18 protein-coding genes, 2 pseudogenes and 1 other annotated feature are annotated in these 16,430 nt (G+C 31.5%); of the genes and pseudogenes, 12 read left to right on the top strand and 8 right to left on the bottom strand.

Annotated features, from left to right (window positions below; all coding sequences use genetic code 11):
• The first annotated feature begins 40 nt into the window (after positions 1-40).
• Positions 41-367 (top strand): PadR family transcriptional regulator, encoded by a 327-nt coding sequence (locus tag F9279_RS16415; RefSeq protein ID WP_152114984.1) that lies wholly within the window; start codon positions 41-43, stop codon positions 365-367.
• 15 nt (positions 368-382) lie between these two features.
• Positions 383-730, top strand: coding sequence for a DUF1048 domain-containing protein (locus F9279_RS16410; protein ID WP_152114980.1), 348 nt, complete (start codon positions 383-385; stop codon positions 728-730).
• A 414-nt stretch (positions 731-1,144) separates the two neighbouring features.
• Here F9279_RS16410 and F9279_RS16405 read toward each other — a convergent pair whose 3' ends face one another.
• The 3 genes and pseudogenes from F9279_RS16405 to F9279_RS25725 all read right to left on the bottom strand — a co-directional run.
• Positions 1,145-1,906 (bottom strand): SDR family oxidoreductase, encoded by a 762-nt coding sequence (locus tag F9279_RS16405; protein WP_152114978.1) that lies wholly within the window; start codon positions 1,904-1,906, stop codon positions 1,145-1,147.
• Between the two features lie 23 nt (positions 1,907-1,929).
• Positions 1,930-2,307, bottom strand: coding sequence for a MerR family transcriptional regulator (locus F9279_RS16400; protein ID WP_152114976.1), 378 nt, complete (start codon positions 2,305-2,307; stop codon positions 1,930-1,932).
• Positions 2,308-2,556: 249 nt separating this feature from the next.
• Positions 2,557-2,685 (bottom strand): annotated as a pseudogene (locus tag F9279_RS25725) (cupin domain-containing protein); the annotation flags it as partial.
• A 29-nt stretch (positions 2,686-2,714) separates the two neighbouring features.
• Here F9279_RS25725 and F9279_RS16390 point away from each other — a divergent pair.
• The 3 genes and pseudogenes from F9279_RS16390 to F9279_RS16380 all read left to right on the top strand — a co-directional run.
• Positions 2,715-2,969, top strand: a pseudogene (locus F9279_RS16390) (penicillin-binding protein); the annotation flags it as partial.
• A 302-nt stretch (positions 2,970-3,271) separates the two neighbouring features.
• Positions 3,272-4,510, top strand: a complete 1,239-nt coding sequence (locus tag F9279_RS16385) for a sensor histidine kinase (RefSeq protein WP_152114972.1) — start codon at positions 3,272-3,274, stop codon at positions 4,508-4,510.
• Positions 4,511-4,843: 333 nt separating this feature from the next.
• Positions 4,844-5,035 carry a hypothetical protein gene (locus F9279_RS16380; RefSeq protein ID WP_152114970.1) on the top strand — a complete coding sequence of 64 codons (192 nt, stop codon included), beginning with the start codon at positions 4,844-4,846 and terminating at the stop codon, positions 5,033-5,035.
• A 218-nt stretch (positions 5,036-5,253) separates the two neighbouring features.
• Here F9279_RS16380 and F9279_RS16375 read toward each other — a convergent pair whose 3' ends face one another.
• Positions 5,254-5,700 (bottom strand): hypothetical protein, encoded by a 447-nt coding sequence (locus F9279_RS16375; RefSeq protein ID WP_152114969.1) that lies wholly within the window; start codon positions 5,698-5,700, stop codon positions 5,254-5,256.
• Between the two features lie 193 nt (positions 5,701-5,893).
• Between F9279_RS16375 and F9279_RS16370 the strand changes: the two genes are divergently transcribed.
• Positions 5,894-6,187: an antibiotic biosynthesis monooxygenase family protein gene (locus tag F9279_RS16370; RefSeq protein ID WP_152114967.1), complete on the top strand. Its 294-nt coding sequence runs from the start codon at positions 5,894-5,896 to the stop codon at positions 6,185-6,187.
• 242 nt (positions 6,188-6,429) lie between these two features.
• Here the strand turns inward: F9279_RS16370 and F9279_RS16365 are convergent, their stop codons facing one another.
• Entirely contained in the window at positions 6,430-6,972 is a 543-nt protein-coding gene (locus F9279_RS16365) for a PadR family transcriptional regulator (RefSeq protein WP_152114965.1), read from the bottom strand.
• Positions 6,973-7,105: 133 nt separating this feature from the next.
• On the opposite strand from F9279_RS16365, the gene F9279_RS16360 reads away from it, so the two are divergent.
• Positions 7,106-7,834 carry an alpha/beta family hydrolase gene (locus F9279_RS16360; RefSeq protein ID WP_152114963.1) on the top strand — a complete coding sequence of 243 codons (729 nt, stop codon included), beginning with the start codon at positions 7,106-7,108 and terminating at the stop codon, positions 7,832-7,834.
• 219 nt (positions 7,835-8,053) lie between these two features.
• Here the strand turns inward: F9279_RS16360 and F9279_RS16355 are convergent, their stop codons facing one another.
• Positions 8,054-9,172 carry a GerAB/ArcD/ProY family transporter gene (locus F9279_RS16355; RefSeq protein ID WP_152114961.1) on the bottom strand — a complete coding sequence of 373 codons (1,119 nt, stop codon included), beginning with the start codon at positions 9,170-9,172 and terminating at the stop codon, positions 8,054-8,056.
• Positions 9,173-9,599: 427 nt separating this feature from the next.
• Here F9279_RS16355 and F9279_RS16350 point away from each other — a divergent pair, with 427 nt between their 5' ends.
• Positions 9,600-9,896 carry a hypothetical protein gene (locus tag F9279_RS16350; protein ID WP_152114959.1) on the top strand — a complete coding sequence of 99 codons (297 nt, stop codon included), beginning with the start codon at positions 9,600-9,602 and terminating at the stop codon, positions 9,894-9,896.
• A gap of 46 nt (positions 9,897-9,942) precedes the next feature.
• The gene (locus F9279_RS16345; RefSeq protein WP_152114957.1) at positions 9,943-10,221 is read left to right on the top strand and encodes a YetF domain-containing protein; all 279 of its coding nucleotides are present in this window, start codon (positions 9,943-9,945) and stop codon (positions 10,219-10,221) included.
• An 80-nt stretch (positions 10,222-10,301) separates the two neighbouring features.
• Here F9279_RS16345 and F9279_RS16340 read toward each other — a convergent pair whose 3' ends face one another.
• A complete protein-coding gene (locus F9279_RS16340; protein ID WP_152114955.1) occupies positions 10,302-10,877 on the bottom strand; it encodes a TetR/AcrR family transcriptional regulator in 576 nt (191 codons plus the stop codon).
• 119 nt (positions 10,878-10,996) lie between these two features.
• Complete coding sequence (locus F9279_RS16335; RefSeq protein ID WP_152114953.1) at positions 10,997-11,659, bottom strand: YjbE family putative metal transport protein; 663 nt, start codon at positions 11,657-11,659, stop codon at positions 10,997-10,999.
• Between the two features lie 404 nt (positions 11,660-12,063).
• On the opposite strand from F9279_RS16335, the gene F9279_RS16330 reads away from it, so the two are divergent.
• The 3 genes from F9279_RS16330 (at position 12,064) to F9279_RS16320 (ending at position 16,209) form a co-directional block, all read left to right on the top strand.
• The gene (locus tag F9279_RS16330) at positions 12,064-13,212 is read left to right on the top strand and encodes a low temperature requirement protein A (protein WP_152114951.1); all 1,149 of its coding nucleotides are present in this window, start codon (positions 12,064-12,066) and stop codon (positions 13,210-13,212) included.
• Positions 13,213-13,403: 191 nt separating this feature from the next.
• Positions 13,404-13,655: a binding site (T-box leader), on the top strand.
• A 78-nt stretch (positions 13,656-13,733) separates the two neighbouring features.
• Positions 13,734-15,104, top strand: coding sequence for an amino acid permease (locus tag F9279_RS16325; protein WP_152114949.1), 1,371 nt, complete (start codon positions 13,734-13,736; stop codon positions 15,102-15,104).
• Between the two features lie 622 nt (positions 15,105-15,726).
• On the top strand, positions 15,727-16,209 hold the full coding sequence (locus tag F9279_RS16320; RefSeq protein WP_152114947.1) for a DUF456 domain-containing protein: 483 nt from the start codon (positions 15,727-15,729) through the stop codon (positions 16,207-16,209).
• Positions 16,210-16,430 lie beyond the last annotated feature (221 nt).

The following is a 16,430-nucleotide window of genomic DNA, read 5'->3' as shown; positions in this document are numbered from 1 at the left end:
AGTGTGACATAGTACTAAGAATATATTGGGGGATAATTATTTGGAAAATATCACGGAAATGCTTAAAGGGGTGCTTGAAGGATGTGTGCTTGAAATCATTAGCCGTGGCGAAACATACGGATATGAAATCACGCAAAAACTACGAGAGCTTGGCTTCACTGAAGTAGTTGAAGGTACAGTTTATACGATTACCATGCGACTTGAAAAAAACAATTTGGTGGACATAGAGAAAAAGCCTTCTACTGTAGGACCGCCTAGAAAATTTTATACTCTTAACGTAGCCGGTCAAGAAAAGTTGGAAAACTTCTGGGAGAAATGGGCGTTTATTTCAAGTAAAATTAATGAACTTAAAAATAATAAAATGTAAAAAGGAGAATGTTAAATGAGTATTTTCGAAAAAATTATCGGTAGTTTGGAAGATAAGCAGGAATGGAAAGAGATGGAGGCACGTTCGAAGTCCCTTCCAATTGAGTATTATAATGCTTACAAGGCGATACAAAAATATATGTGGACTGTTGGCGATGGTCCTAGCGATTGGAAAGACAGCAGCCGTATCTTTCAAGGTATTCTTGATCTATTCGAGGAAGGAGTGTCGGAAGGCAAAAAAGTCACTGATCTTACTGGTAAAGACGTGGCTGCTTTCTGTGATGATCTAACTAAGGATGAGAAATCTTGGAGAGACAAATATCGCAAGAAGTTGAATGATACCATTGGTGACAAAAATATGTAAAAGGGAGATAAGGGATTGATGAAATCGGAAGAACGGTGACGTATGGGGAGATAGGTCAATCATATTGACTATAATTCTACTAGAAATAAGTATAGTAGCTTTTTAATACATTATATTAGGAATTTTAGTTATCTTATACCTTGTTATGTTTATTGTTTCCCTTATTTGTCTTGAAAAGCAAAGGAAGTTTATTGGATATTTAGTATTATTATTAATCTTGTACTATTTGCATGTTTAGGAGTAATGACTTCCTTACTGGCACTTGCAAACGCTATTTCTGAACCGTAAAGAAGAAAATGCACTTTTTTACAAAGGTGCATTTTGTTGTATTTTACTTTCCCACTATTAATGGATAACTATAGAAGCTTTAAGTTTAAACTGATTTAAATAAGAATGAACAGAATGAATTTAGACTTATTCCATTGTATTTTTCATTGCATTATACATATTTGCAACGTGTTCATCAACTTTATCTCGAGACATGCGAAGTCGTTCTACTGAAGTACCATATCCAATTTCAAGTTTACCTTCTTCAAATCCTTTGAAAATCCCATCTGCAAATTCATCTAGCGGTTCTCCATGCGTGTGCAGCCCTGCCCCGCCTAAATCTGTATTGACCGCTGGAGGAGCAACTTCAATTACTTCAACAGATGAATCAGAGAGTTGGTGTCGTAAACTCACTGTAAACGAATGGAGTGCTGCTTTTGTTGCTGAATAAATTGGAGCAATGGCAAATGGAGTATAGGCTAACCCTGATGTTACGTTAATGATAGTTGCCTCTTCTTTTCTAGTAAAATAAGGAGCAAACAGCATAGCCAGATGGAAAGGAGCTTCAATATTGGTTGTGATTTCGTTATTGAAGTAATTCCAATTATTCTTAGCATCTGCTTTTAACACATTAAAGCGCTGTTGAATTCCTGCATTGTTAACTAACACATTTACATCTGGGTAATTCTCTGTTACCCATTCGAACAATGATGTACGTTCAGATTCAGAATTCAAATCACTTACATGGGTAATAAGTTTAGGATGTCTTTCTTTTGCGTTTCGAAGTACATCTTCACGTCTTCCAATTACGATGACTTTATTTCCGGCTTTTATAAAGCGCTCTGCAAAAGCTAAGCCAATCCCCGCACTTCCACCAGTAATAAGTATGGTATTTCCTGATTGTTTCATTTTCGTTCCTCTTTTCTGCAAATTTATAAGACCTTTTCTGTTGTGACATTTTTGGTATAACGAGAAATTTTCATATCAATCCTCTTTAAGGATTCAGTCATAAGCGCAATTTCATTTACTACTGATTTCTTGTGATTTTTCATCATTTCAAGTCGGAGTTCAATGGTATTGTCACCCTCTACCACCCAATCTATATATTGTTTAATATTACTAATAGACATATTCGTATTTTTTAAACAAATAACGGTCTCGAGCAGTGAAATTTGATTCTCTGAAAATAGCCTTCTGCCTGCTTTGTCCCGCTCTAATAATGGTAGTAGTCCCTTTTTTTCATAATATCGTAACGTTGATTCTGTAATATGGAATTTTGCTGCGGCTTCTCTAATAGAACAGTATTTCATTAGAATACCTCCAAATAGTATCTTTCCTTGACGACAGGATTATGATACAACTTAAACCATAGTTTAAGTCAACGAAAAATATACGAGTGTACAAATAAAACATAAATTCTATGCATGCTCCAAAAAACTAGTAGGCTATCTTAAAATGACTAAAAAATAAATAAATAGAATAAAAATAGAATCAATTGGGTAACAAGAGAAAAGTATTTATATAATAAAAAACCCTGATTTACAGGGCTTTTCAAAGGGTTATTTTACTTTATTGTATTCCTCATCTGATACTTGTTCTAACCATTCAGGAGTACCAGCAGTGATTGCGATATGTTCAAACCAGCTATCATTTGTAGCGCCATGCCAGTGTTTTATACCATCATGGGTGAATTTTGTAGGTAAGGGAGAAGGGTAAATTGGAAAAAATCGAGAAGTTAATTAAATGGGTAGAGGATATAAAAGATAAAAATAAGAGTAGTGCTTCAGCGTTATATGTTTTAAAAGATAATGAAGTGATACTAGAACATTATAATGGGAAACATTCAAATTCTGATGATGCAGCTTCAATCACTTCATCCTCTCAATTTAACGTTGCATCTGCCAGAAAAAGCTATCTTGGTTTGGCAGTATCCTATGCACTTTATGAAAGTAAAATTAAAAGCCTTGATGACTATTGAATGAATCATTCCTATATATTGATGAAACTCCATTTCGATTCAATTCAAAATGGAGTTTTTATCTTTGTTGATAGGTAAGTTATAATAGAATAATACTCCATGCATAAATGAAGTAGAAAAGAATGCCATAGGATATATGTTTGTCGATCGAGAAGGTAAAAGAGGTATTAAAATGTTACAGAATGTTTACCATCAAAATGGGTAATTCTTATAGTAATTGTGTTTCTCCATATTCAAATGACCATTTTTTTAGTAATATAGTAAGATAGTAACAATAGTATAGTGAGGACTTCTTAATGAAAGACAATGGATTATTACCAAGTTTAAAGGTTTATCGTATTATTATTAGTGTATTAATTGTATTAATGAGTTTAGGTATCGTATTAATATACGAAGAAGATGGGAGAATCATCACCTTTTCATTCATACTTCAATTTTTGCTTGTTGCTATCATCGCAACACTTTTAATTATATTTCCCAAAAAAGATTCAGTAGGTTTTAGAGCAGCAATTATTCTATTCATGTCTGGCTACTTTTTCTTTATGTTTTTACAATTTCCTGATAGATTTGCTTCCCTATTACTTATAAGTTTTATTCCTGTTATCCCTGTATTGTTCTTACATACAAAATTATTTTATATCACACTACTTAGCAATATTACGATAACATTTAGTATTATTATGTATTTAATGATGTATGACACACGAAATGTACATAAATACACCTACTTAGATTATTCCGGAGTAGCTATTAACTTCCTTGGAACACAGCTTTTATTGTTATTTCTTTTTCTTCTTTTTCAAAAAAAGATGAAGGATCAAGAATTATATTATGATCAAGTGAAGCAAGATGAAAAATTAAGAACAACAGGTCAGCTTGCAGCAGCTGTTGCACATGAAATTCGTAATCCTATAACCGTTGTAAAAGGATTTATCCAATTGCATGAAAATGATCAAGAAATCCCTGAACATATTAAAAAGCATTACACACTGATGCTTGATCAGTTACAAGTCGCAGAGACAGTTATTTCTGACTTTTTATCTTTAGCAAAACCAGGAGAAACTAAAATGGAGGTTATATCCGTTAACTCGGCTCTTCATACAGTGATGGACTTACTAAACACCTATGCTTTGATTGATACCATTCATATCGAGTTAGAGATGGAAGAAGAGTACGCCATTCAATGCAATATAGTCGAATTTAAGCAGCTTTTTGTGAATTTATTAAAAAATGCGATTGAAGCTTCTCACCAAGGAGAAACAATTTTAGTTAAAGTAACAGGTAGCCAGGATACTGTTAAAATTGTAATTATTGATAATGGTTCAGGCATGAGCCGTGAACAACTTGAGCGGATAGGTACACCTTTCTATTCATTAAAAGCAAAAGGAACTGGGCTAGGTTTAATGATTTGTTTTAACATTATACATAAGTACAATGGGGCGATAGACTTTTGGAGCGAGGAAGGAACAGGAACAGAGGTAACGGTGACTTTTCCAATTGTAAAAAATACAACATTATTCTCGAATATAGAATAAAGTAAGGGAAAGAGAGAAGCTATTGACTTAGCTTCTCTCTTTGTGTTGAAAAAACAGGAATAACAAGTAGCCTGATAGAGTAAGGAATTAATCATAGAAGTCAATTATTCTTTTGATTTATAAAAAACTATAAATGACAAATTTAGGATATGTTATAATGTAATAAAAAGGAAAAAGGGGTTGTAGCTATGTTAACTCCACTAATAGTAACTGTGGGCATTTTATTTTTAGCGTGGAATGTTGGGGAAAAGAGCACGAAATAATTTGAAGATATTTGAATCCTTTTGGAAAAGCACGACGTACAAAATAGTTAGAAAGGAAGGAGAAAAATAGATGAAGAAAGTATCATGGAAAGTATTTATTAAAAACTACATTGAATTAATAATGATTATGTTACTTGCTTACATAGTACTAGGCCCAAGTGAAAACACTTCTTTCCCATTTTTCATGATTATAAGTATACCCATAACAGCGTTCATGCTGTTTACTGGATTGGATGAAAAGCTGAAAAAAGTTTTGCCTTAAATTTAAAGGGATTGTAAATGATGCTAGTAAATCTCAACCCGTCTTCGTAATAGATCTTTGTGATAGGTCTAGTGAAGAATCTGATAAAAAAGAAACGGCAAATCTTATTAAAAAAGCAAAGTGAACTATTATGTAGAAAATAACCTATCAATAAACAAAGAAATGAAAGGAAATAAGTGCATAATGATGATCTATAATAAAATGAATAATTGTATATCCTATTTTACAAACCATTTATAATATTTCAATAACATCAATAGCAATACTGGATTACACAGTGCAGAATACCATAATTTCCACCAACCATAATGAAAATACCCCCAAGGTGCAGGTAATAATGTGAACATTTCATATAAAACCATACAGATTTCCCAATATATAAAATATTGGATTTTTCTTTTTATTGAGTAATTGAAGGGAAACCAATTAAGAAAGACAATATTAACGGGTGGTAGCAGAATAGTTACAGGTAATAGGGATATCCAATCTATATGCTTATCAAAGTACCAATAACCCTGTAGTTTAACATCAATATATACATCAACAAGGACTTGAAAAGCAACTGTGAACATCCATATATGTGCTATTTGGCTTTTGTTTAGAAGTTTATTCACTGAAAAAGCAGTAATGTTAAAGATAAATATGGAAAAAATTAATCCAATCATAGAAATTTCCTTTTTATCTTTATAGTGTTTCATAAATATTATTTTATTCAAAACTTGGATAAATAATTGGTAAAAGGATTACAAGTTATAACAAATGCTAATATTCGGGGAATTAACTTGAATAAATCATGAGTATTAACTAAAATACTTCTCGCTCAGTATTTAAAATTTCAATCTTAAAAGGAGAATTACAATGATTTTAGAAGCTGTTATGCTACAAGTTAGGATAGGAATGGAAGAGGAATTTGAAGAGGCATTTCGTGAAGCATCTAAAATAATTTCTTCTATGAGAGGTTATCTATCTCATGAGCTACACCGTTGTATGGAAGCTAAAGGAAAGTATTTGTTGCTTGTGAGGTGGGAAACATTAGAAGACCACACAGTTGGTTTTAGAGAATCAAGAGAATATCAAGCATGGAAAAAACAGCTACATCATTTCTATAATCCATTTCCAACAGTAGAACATTTTGAGAATGTTACTCTATAAAAAAGTGGGAATTCTAGTTTTGTAATAGTTTTATTGTTTTTATATTTATTCGTTATTTTACGGAAACTTGTTTAAGTGTATATTACTTTCCTTATATAATCTAAGATCTTCTTACAATTACTTGTAATGAGAATCTTAGATTTTTTTAACATATATAAAATAGAAAATAGCCTTAGACTACTCCTACAAAAAAAGCTTTCCTATAAAACAAGTCCGTTTATGTTAATCTCTTTTAACATTTATCAAGCATTCGGATGGTTATTAATTAAATAATCTTTAGCCCATTTACACCAATTTAAATACATTTCCGCATAACGAATGCCATATTCAGAAGTAATAATGGCACCTAGATTTTGTTCGGAATACTCATTAGTGAAGTTTTCTTTCCACTCTCTTGTCATATTAAATATACGTTCTTCTCTCATTATTACCTCATCAAGTAAAATAATTATTTCTTTAACAGAAAGAATATCAAATGCTGTTGCCTTGATAAGAAACTCATCTTTTATTTTAGCTGGCTTTAGAGGTTGATCGAGTATCCAATTGATTAACTCTTTTTTTCCCAGATCGGTAATTGTATAGATTTTCTTATTAGGAGAAGTTGTCTGAATAATAAGTTCATATTGTAGTAAGTTTTCTTTTTCTAATTTATGTAATTCTGTATAAATTTGGCTATGTGTTGAATTCCAAAAATAAACAATTTGTTCTTTGAAAATTTTTACTACTTCATAACCACTAACAGGTTTTTTAGAAATTATTCCTAATAAAGCATAACGTAAGCTCATATAGAACACTCTTTTCCTTTATTATAGATTCATTAATTATACCATACATGCTTGACTAATTTGTAGGATGATGAGTTAATAGACATATGTCATTTTAGACATATAAAAAGTAATCGGAAAGAGTGAAAAGTGAATGAAAAAATCCCTAGTTAAAAAAATAATGATTGCTATAACCATACTGATTTTATTATGCGCTGCCATATTTTTGGTTTGGACTCAAATGACATATAAAGCAGTATCAGTGCCAGCTATTAATATGGATAGTAACTATATAGATGAGGATGATTGGATTATTTATGGAAATGAAGATAGTTCAGTTGGATTGATTCTTTACCCTGGAGCTAAAGTGGAACCAAATGCTTATGCTTATTTGGCGCAAGAACTATCCAAAAATAATATGTTAGTAGTTATCCCAAACGTCTTGTTAAATCTAGCTATATTTGACTACAGTAAAGCTGACGAGATAATAGGTAATTATAAGGAAGTGAATTGGATTGTGGGAGGACATTCCATGGGTGGTGCAGCTGCAGCCATGTATGCGGATGCTAATCTGGACAAAGTAAAGGGCGTAATCTTGCTAGGATCCTACTCTGCTGAAAATGATAATCTATCTAAGTCTAGATTACCAGTTTTATCAATTAGCGGTTCAAATGATGGTTTAAGCACTCCTGAAAAAATTGATGATAGGAAGGAGAATCTGCCTACTACAACAGAATTTTTTGAGATAATGGGGGGAAATCACGCTCAATTTGGGGTGTATGGTGAACAATCTGGCGATAAAGAGGCAGATATTTCCGTAAAAGAACAACAAGATAAAATCGTGGAATCTATTAAAGCGTGGATAAATAAAGAAATAAAGTAATAGGAAAAATCATCAATGAATGATGAGATAACTTGTAATGACTTGCCACCAAACCAAATAATTTTGATTTGGTGGTAGCATACGACTCAATAATTTGGGGATAGGATGAAATTGTACAATCGAGTAAAAGGAATTTAATACATAAAATCTTATTAATTGATAAATGGTGAAAGAAATCTTTTCATCTTTTTTGTGCCAAATTAGTATACTTTGATAGTTTTAATTCAAGCTTTTGCTCTGCTTATCATTCTGTTTCTTGAATTTTTTTACTAAAAGCATAAACATTAAAAAGCTAGGAAGGAAAAATTGTAATGGTATATGTAATAGGAATGGAATAGCTTTCAGTCCTTCTTGTATGTGATCTATATAACTAAGACTAATAAATATAGAAAACATGGAAATAATGCAAGTCATTGGGATGATGAAATAGCGATATGGCAAGCGGAAAATATATTCTAATCCTTTTAATGCAGCAAACAGGAGAATGGAACCCTTAACAATTATTCCTAGGGTAATAATAAATAAAGCAAGTGCATCAATACGCTCAATGAAATTAGCAATAGAAATAAGTCTAGTAGCACTTAATAGTGGAAAAGAAGATCGAACTGCTACATTTGAACCAAGAGATGCGATAATAATGAATGTAGAAAGTGTTAATAGAAGACCAGAAACAGTTACAGTGACTCCTACTACCATCTTGCTTGCTTTGAAATTTGTTAAATAAGGAAAAATACAAGTGAATACAATCATTTCTCCCCAAGGACGATTAAGTTCATAAGGAAATAATCCTGATATAATTGGATTTATCCCTTTAGCAAGCATAGGTAGAGCCTTAGATACGGATAAATTTCCACTAGCGAACAGAAAAATAATTAATAAACTTAGAAATATAAAGGAATAAGGAGTAAATATTTCAGTGGTTCTACCTAATACTTCAATCCCTAGGTAAATGATATAACCAATTACAAGAACTAGTGTGAAAACAGTTACTTCAATAGGAGTAATTGGCAGAATAAAAGAGGAAGTTAATTCACCAAAATCTCTCATTACTCTACAAGCAATATAAAGAAAGTAAATCAGATATAGAAAAGAGAAACCTATAGCAATAGGTCTATTCATACAAAATTCAACTATCTCAAATAAATTTTTATCTGGAGCTAATTCATTAATAGAAAAATAAAACATAGTAATGATTAAACCAAGTAGCGTGGAGAACAATACGGTAATCCATGCATCCTCATAAGCTTCAAGACCCATTACAACGACAAGGGTACTACCTAAATTAAATCCAATAATAACTGCTGCTAATTGATTTAATGAAATATTCTCCTTTAACATTAGGACCATCCTTATAAAATATGATATTCAGGTTATTCTTTGCATGTTCTTACACTATTATTCTTATCAATATAACACCTATACTCTTGGATAGATTTTTTGTATTTAGAGAATCAGAAGAGAACATTAAAATAATAGCTATGTGTGAATAACCCTCTTCTAATCTGTAGGGAATTTTGCTTTCCTCTATTATTACTTTGATTACTCCACTAATAATGATTAGGATTACCAAATAAGAAATGTCATTATATTAGATGTATTTTCTCTACTACAACAAACTGCGATAATATCTATAGATTGCAATTTACAAGTGGCATGCTGTGTACGTGTTACTTTCTCTGAAAAAACCCATGCATAAAGGGCTTATCAGAAGTTCATAATATTTTCTAAACTGACTATTCGGTCTAATGGTTAGGAGGGTGAAAATATGGAGTATGTACAAATCAGTTTTAAGGTCATACTAGCTTTTTTAATTATGCTATCTTTCTTTCAAGTAGCCGGAAATAAGGATTTAGGAGAAATTAATTTACTAGATATAGGAATGAATTTAATTGTTATAGAATTAATTGTAGGCTTAATTGAACATGCAACACCTATATTAAAGAGTCTATATCCGATAGGAATATTGATCTTTATTCAATTATGCTTGAACTACTTGGGTATGAAAAATCAAACGATACGTTCCATTTTTCAAGGAAAGCCAATTATTATTATCGAGAAATGAAAATGTAATCAGAAAAACATGAAAAAAACGGGGTATAATTTAAACGATTTATTTACTCAAGCTTAGAGTAAAGGATATTAGTGATATTTCAAACGTAGATTATGCAATTCTTGAAACTTCAGGAGAATTGACAATCTTTGAAAAAAATAAAAAGTTTATATTGCCTATAATTCAAGATGGGGTGCTACAAGAAAGAAATTTAATGATATTGGATAAGGATAAAAAGTGGTTGTTAGATGAATTACAGAAATTAAAAGTAAAAGTAGAAGATATCTTCATATGTAGTTACGATAAGGAAGATTTTTATTTTGAATTAAAGAAATAGAACGTGGCTTTTAAAGTGCGATACATTCATGAGTGAACGGATCAAAAATAGTTTTTGATCTATTCACTCAAGTAAATATCTTATGATGCTTGTATTCCTTTAATAAAAATATTTGTTGCTGTCATATATAGTTTTTGCAATGCTTCAAAGGAAATATCATCATAATAAGCAGTATCTAAACCGATGTGCATGCCTAAAAAGGTGTACATGTACGTTTCTGTACTTTCCGGTAAGAATTCTTTTGAGTTAATTCCTTCCTGGAAAATCCTTTGATAAACATCATAGTATTGGTTTCGAATGATGCCTTGTACCTTTTCATAATCACCATTTGCTATGGTGAACTCATGAGAGACAGAAAATAAAGGGTTTTTAAAATCTTCAAGGTAATGTTTAGTAATTCCTATTAGTTTTTCCGTAGCTGTATGAAACTGTTTTTCTTTTATATTCCATGTTTCTTTCCACTGTATTCCTTGTTGTTCTAGAATAAACAAAAATAAATCTTCCTTATTTTTAAAATGATAGTATATACTACCTTTGCTAGCATTTGAAGCAACCATTATATCCTCCATCGAAGTGGAAGCATATCCTTTTTTGGCAAATAATTTTGCTGCTTCTGAAGCAATACGAAGCTTTGTGGAATTTATTTTATTCTCCATATTAGCACTCCTATTGGTGTTTGTCCTATTTGAAAATTTAATTAAGATTGTATTTTTACTAGTTCTTACTATTAGATTTTTGCTTTTTCCATAAGGAAAAGTAAGTAATATAAATTTTATTAAAGAGAAATAGAAATTCCTTTTATTTTATTTCTGATAAAACCGAATAGTACGGTGAGCATTGCTATTATGATGGAAAGCCCTATATGATAGGAATCCGGAATAGCATTAGCAATAAATTCCATTCCTTTATCCCCAATAATCATTTTAGCTGCTGCAAACACTAATAAACCAGATCCTATGTAAATAATAATTTTAAATTTGTCCATTAATTTCAACAAAAACTGACTACCAAAAATGATTATTGGTATAGAAATAATTATACCAGTTATTATTGGCATAATATCATTTGATACACTTGTTAACGCAATGACATTATCGATGGATAAGGCTAAATCAGATATTGCGATGATTCTTATGGCGCCAAAAAAATGATTAGAGGATTTAATGTTATGTGTTTCATCCTTTTGAACCATCATTTGATAGGCTATTACTATCAACACTATTCCTGCAATTGCTTTAATCAATGGGTAATGAAATATACTAATGATTAGAGTTGCAGCTAATATTCTAAGTAAAATAGCACCTAACATACCCCAAAAAATAACTTTCTTCTGTAAATGGGGAGGGAGTTTTCTAACTGCAAGAGCAATTATTATAGCGTTATCTCCAGAAAGTAAAATATCAATACCTATCACTGCTAAAATCTCATAAAAGCTCATGAAAATATCCTCCTTGGTTATTTCGAAATGATCTTTGAACTGATAAAATTCATTGAAGAAACCGAACGTTCAGTCCAATTTATATTAATTCATCTACCAGTTATCATATAATTATGTACAAGATTGAATACTTATGTGCTAATAGCAAAAATTAAAAAGGAAAATCATTTAAAAGTTGATACTGAGTTGTGACTTGAATTTTTTTAAAACATGGAATCACATGATTTAGGAAGGAAAAGTAGTTATGTTAATAGTTAGGATGTCCTGATGTTTCTTCCGCTATTGTAAATTATAGCTACAATCAAGATTATTGGGCAAATGGCCTATATCAATATTATTTCTCTTTTCATTACTAAACATTTCCATCATACTAGTTACTATAAAGAATTGGAGGGAGTGCAGTAATAGAAGAAAAGAAAGTGACTTGGTTAGAACTCTTCTATGATTTGTTATTTGTGGCGGCGGTTGCAGCTGTGACTCATGTTTTATTTCATGTTGAAGATGGTCATATCCATACAGAGTATTTAGTAAAGTTTGTATTAATTTTTATTCCCATTTGGTGGGCTTGGGTTGGGCAAACCATACTTATTAATAGGTTTGGAAAAGATTTATTTCATCAACGTATTTTTTTAATTATGCAAATGTTTTTTGTGTTAATTATGACATCAAGTTTATCAGTAGATTTTGATCTTTATTATCTTTCTTTTTTAATTGGTTATATAGGCTTAAGAGCAGTGACTGCGATTCAATATCTTATTGTCCAGCGCACAGAAACGGGAGATCGAAAACAAGTAGCCCTCTTTTTGGGAAGGTATTTTTGGATTGGAATCGTTATTTCATTATTGTCAATCTTTTTTGATTCTTGGGTTCGATATGCTGTGTTGTACACAGGAATCCTTATTGACATCATTGTCCCGGTGCTTGGCCGAAAATGCTTAGAAAAGGTACCCGCAAACACAGCTCATTTATTAGAGCGATTTGGTTTATTTACCATTATTCTCTTTGGGGAAGCTCTTATTAGTACACTTGCGATCATTCAGCCAACTCAAGGGAATTGGGATTCAATAGGATTTGCGATTATTTCATTTATCCTAATTATATCGATGTGGTGGCAATATTTTGATAACCTGGAGAAGAAACTTGACAAGTCTATAAAATCATCTGGACAAATCATTATTTATGGTCATTTGTTTATTTTAATGTCTTTGAGTATGGTTGCAGCAGCTATCAGACTACTGTTTTTACATGAAGTCCATTACTCATTTATCTTATTTTTTACTTTTGGTTCTGTATTGCTCTATTTCCTGTCAACTACCTTGGTTTTCCATCAATATAGACCAGTGCACCACCGATTGAAAATTCAGCATTTAGGGTTATTTTTAGGGATTTTAACCTTCTTTTTTATTATAAATTGGATAATTGTCGTGCCAAATATTTTGATAATTGCTGAATTAACTTTCTTTTTTATTATCTACACTAAACTAACGGTTTCTAATAAAAAGAAAGCATTGACAGGAGAGATTTATCGGGAGGATTCAAATAGAGTTTTATAAATTTACTGAAGATAGTGGTTCATTTTCTTTATCTGCAGGTCATTTTCATAATATTAAATAAAAACATACTAACTAACAAATACTAGTACTGTCGCAAAAAAACATTGACAAACCTAAATGAATTGATAGAATTAGATACAATTAATATTTACATAAACGAAGATTTGTTTTAAACATTTCGGGATATAAGAACAAAAGCTATGATAAGAAGTAGTAGCAATCATGTAGACAGAAAGAAAGTTACCGGTTGATGAGAGGTGCATGTTGAATGATTGTGAATTCATCTTGGAGCAGTGTACTGAAAATAATTCGTGAGTAGGATACACCGGTTTAGCACCCGTAATCATGTGCTGAAGTATCGTCAGATGACTGTACTTACGGAGATAAGCAACATGAGTTGCTTATGAATTAAAGGTGGTAACACGAGTTGAATCGTCCTTTTGGGTAATCCAAAAGGGCGATTTTTTGTTTCTTGTAGGAGTTGTGATATTAAAAAAAAATTTTATTAGGAGGAATATGGGTTGAGTAAAGATAATCAAAACAAGAAATTACAACGAGGCTTAGACAACAGACATATTCAGTTAATTGCTCTTGGAGGGGCAATTGGAGTTGGATTGTTCTATGGATCAAGTTCAACCATTCAAATGGCTGGTCCCTCTATTTTACTTTCCTATTTAATCGGAGGCTTAGTTATTTTCACTATCATGAGAGCACTTGGTGAAATGGCTGTAGATCAGCCTGTTTCAGGTTCTTTTAGTTCTTATGCACATCGCTATCTAGGTAGATTTGCTGGTTATTTTACTGGTTGGACTTATTGGTTTATGTGGGTTGTTGTAGGAATGGCAGAAATAACGGTTGTTGGTGTTTATGTGAATTACTGGTTTCCTGATATTCCATCATGGCTTGTTGCACTAATTGTACTTATTGTCATAACCATGATAAACCTCGCGAATGTAAAGGCATTTGGAGAGTTTGAATTTTGGTTTGCATTGATTAAGGTAGTAGCCATTATCGGAATGATTCTCCTTGGATTAGGAATCATTATTTTTGGTATAGGAAATGGCGGACAACCAATCGGATTTGATAATCTTTGGGCACATGGTGGATTTATGCCAAATGGAATGAATGGTATTATGATGTCATTAGTTCTTGTAATGTTTTCATTTGGCGGGGTAGAATTAGTGGGAATTACAGCAGGAGAAGCAAAAAATCCTCAAAAATCCATTCCGTCAGCTATTAATAGTATAGTCTGGAGGATATTAATTTTTTACATTGGTGCATTAGGGGTCATGATGATTTTGTATCCTTGGAATGAAGTAGGTACAAATGGTAGTCCGTTTGTATTAATTTTTGATAGTGTTGGAATTCCTGGCGCTGCACATATTATTAACTTTGTTGTCATAACAGCAGCATTATCAGCTTTTAATAGTGGATTATTTGCTTCGGGAAGAATGCTGTATAATTTATCTCTGCAAGATAATGGTCCGAAGTATTTCAGTAAGCTTAGTAAAAATGGTAGTCCGAGACGAGGAATTCTATTCTCATCTTTAATTTTATTGATTGCGGTAATTCTAAATTATATTGTTCCTGAAAAAGTATTTCTGTATATTTCTTCTGTTGCTACCATTGCTGGGATTACCAGCTGGACCATTATCCTGATTACTCAATTAAAATTCAGACAATCAAAAACAAAAGAACAAGTAGAAAAATTAGCATTTAAAATACCATTTTATCCAATTACAACCTATTTAGCTTTAACATTCTTAGCTTTCGTTGTTGTTTTAATGGGATTCATGGAGGACATGCGAATAGCATTAGTGGTTGCGCCTATTTGGTTTTTGATTTTATACATTGGATATAAAATGAAGAGTTCTAAGAAAAAGGTTGAATAAAATAGTTTTATAAAATTCTGTATTTGTAAAATGTGGTTAGGAGCATTAGAGAAGTTGTAAGTAGTTCAAGCATTGTATTCAAAGAATATAAATATTTTACTTAAGAACTTAATGTAAATTTTATGAAACATCTTGTTTCATTTTACAACCATTTCATTAAGATAGTGTATGATAGAAAAGTAATAAAAAAAGATAAATCGGGAAAGGACTGTAGTGCTATCAGTAAGTAACACATCCCATTTTGAATTCAGAATTCACTCATCCTGTAATCAAAAAAATCTTGAGCAAATTATTATCATCCTATTAGATAAAGTTATTCAGTATTCTAAAGTGATACTGTAATAATGTTCAATGTAATAACAAAATAGGTGATTGAGGTAAAAGATTATGGGGTAGAGATATCAAAGAAGTCCCTTCCTAAGCATTGTAGAAGTGGTAGATTAGGATGTAGAAATAATAGTAACTCCTTTAGAAGGTGACATAATCCTTTTGCAGGTAGTCAACACTATAAAAGACGCAGACATAGCAACAGCTGAATTATTCGGAGAAAATCTTGCTCTTAAGATCAAGATTTTCTTATTATATTGTAATACTTACTTTTATTGAAAGGTGGTACATCATTATGGAATATTTATGGTGGGGAATAACAATCATCCTCTTTATACTTAGTTTTGTTGGAATCATTTATCCGATTATTCCTTCTATCGTTGCTATTTGGGGAGGTTTCTTAGTTTATCAATTCCTCATTAATGCCAATGAGTTATCGGTATGGTTCTGGATTAGCATGGGTATATTAAGTGCAGTTTTAATTGCAGCAGATCTAATTGCTAACAGCTATTTTGTTAAAAAGTATGGAGGATCTAAGGCTTCTGAAACAGTTGCAGCAATTGCTACTATTGTCGGCTCCTTTATTTTACCTCCATTTGGTATTATTCTTATTCCTTTTGTAGCAGTATTAATTACTGAATTTATTCTTCATAGGGAAGCGAAAAAAGCAGCAAAAGTAGGTTTTGCGACTGTAATAGGCTTTTTAGGTGGGAGTATAGCAAAAATTCTTATTCAAATATTAATGATAGTTTGGTTCTTTATTGCCGTTGTTATATAATGTTCATTTAATAGTCTGCTCACCTTTTTAACCTAATAATTAACATACTTGTGTATTAGCTTGCTTAAATAATAAAATTTATTGTCATTTCTTGTTTAAATGGTTATAAAAGTGGAATTATTATATTATCCCCCTATTTTAACTATACAATTTGCCTCACTATTAAAAGTGAGGTATTTTTTGTCTTCCGTAGTTATAAAGGAACTTACTTAGTAGATGCT

This window comes from Bacillus sp. B1-b2 (assembly GCF_009183415.1).
Taxonomy (GTDB): Bacteria; Bacillota; Bacilli; order Bacillales; family Cytobacillaceae; genus Niallia.
The sequence above is the reverse complement of the archived record's forward strand: the minus strand, read 5'-3'. Positions and strand labels throughout refer to the sequence as shown.

Bases quoted from the DNA above. Each gene is read 5' to 3' on its own strand.
- F9279_RS16410 (WP_152114980.1), top strand. From the start codon at position 383: ATGAGTATTTTCGAAAAAATTATCGGTAGTTTGGAAGATAAGCAGGAA.
- F9279_RS16405 (WP_152114978.1), bottom strand. From the start codon at position 1,906: ATGAAACAATCAGGAAATACCATACTTATTACTGGTGGAAGTGCGGGG.
- F9279_RS16400 (WP_152114976.1), bottom strand. From the start codon at position 2,307: ATGAAATACTGTTCTATTAGAGAAGCCGCAGCAAAATTCCATATTACA.
- F9279_RS16385 (WP_152114972.1), top strand. From the start codon at position 3,272: ATGAAAGACAATGGATTATTACCAAGTTTAAAGGTTTATCGTATTATT.
- F9279_RS16380 (WP_152114970.1), top strand. From the start codon at position 4,844: ATGAAGAAAGTATCATGGAAAGTATTTATTAAAAACTACATTGAATTA.
- F9279_RS16375 (WP_152114969.1), bottom strand. From the start codon at position 5,700: ATGATTGGATTAATTTTTTCCATATTTATCTTTAACATTACTGCTTTT.
- F9279_RS16370 (WP_152114967.1), top strand. From the start codon at position 5,894: ATGATTTTAGAAGCTGTTATGCTACAAGTTAGGATAGGAATGGAAGAG.
- F9279_RS16365 (WP_152114965.1), bottom strand. From the start codon at position 6,972: ATGAGCTTACGTTATGCTTTATTAGGAATAATTTCTAAAAAACCTGTT.
- F9279_RS16360 (WP_152114963.1), top strand. From the start codon at position 7,106: ATGAAAAAATCCCTAGTTAAAAAAATAATGATTGCTATAACCATACTG.
- F9279_RS16355 (WP_152114961.1), bottom strand. From the start codon at position 9,172: ATGTTAAAGGAGAATATTTCATTAAATCAATTAGCAGCAGTTATTATT.
- F9279_RS16350 (WP_152114959.1), top strand. From the start codon at position 9,600: ATGGAGTATGTACAAATCAGTTTTAAGGTCATACTAGCTTTTTTAATT.
- F9279_RS16340 (WP_152114955.1), bottom strand. From the start codon at position 10,877: ATGGAGAATAAAATAAATTCCACAAAGCTTCGTATTGCTTCAGAAGCA.
- F9279_RS16335 (WP_152114953.1), bottom strand. From the start codon at position 11,659: ATGAGCTTTTATGAGATTTTAGCAGTGATAGGTATTGATATTTTACTT.
- F9279_RS16320 (WP_152114947.1), top strand. From the start codon at position 15,727: ATGGAATATTTATGGTGGGGAATAACAATCATCCTCTTTATACTTAGT.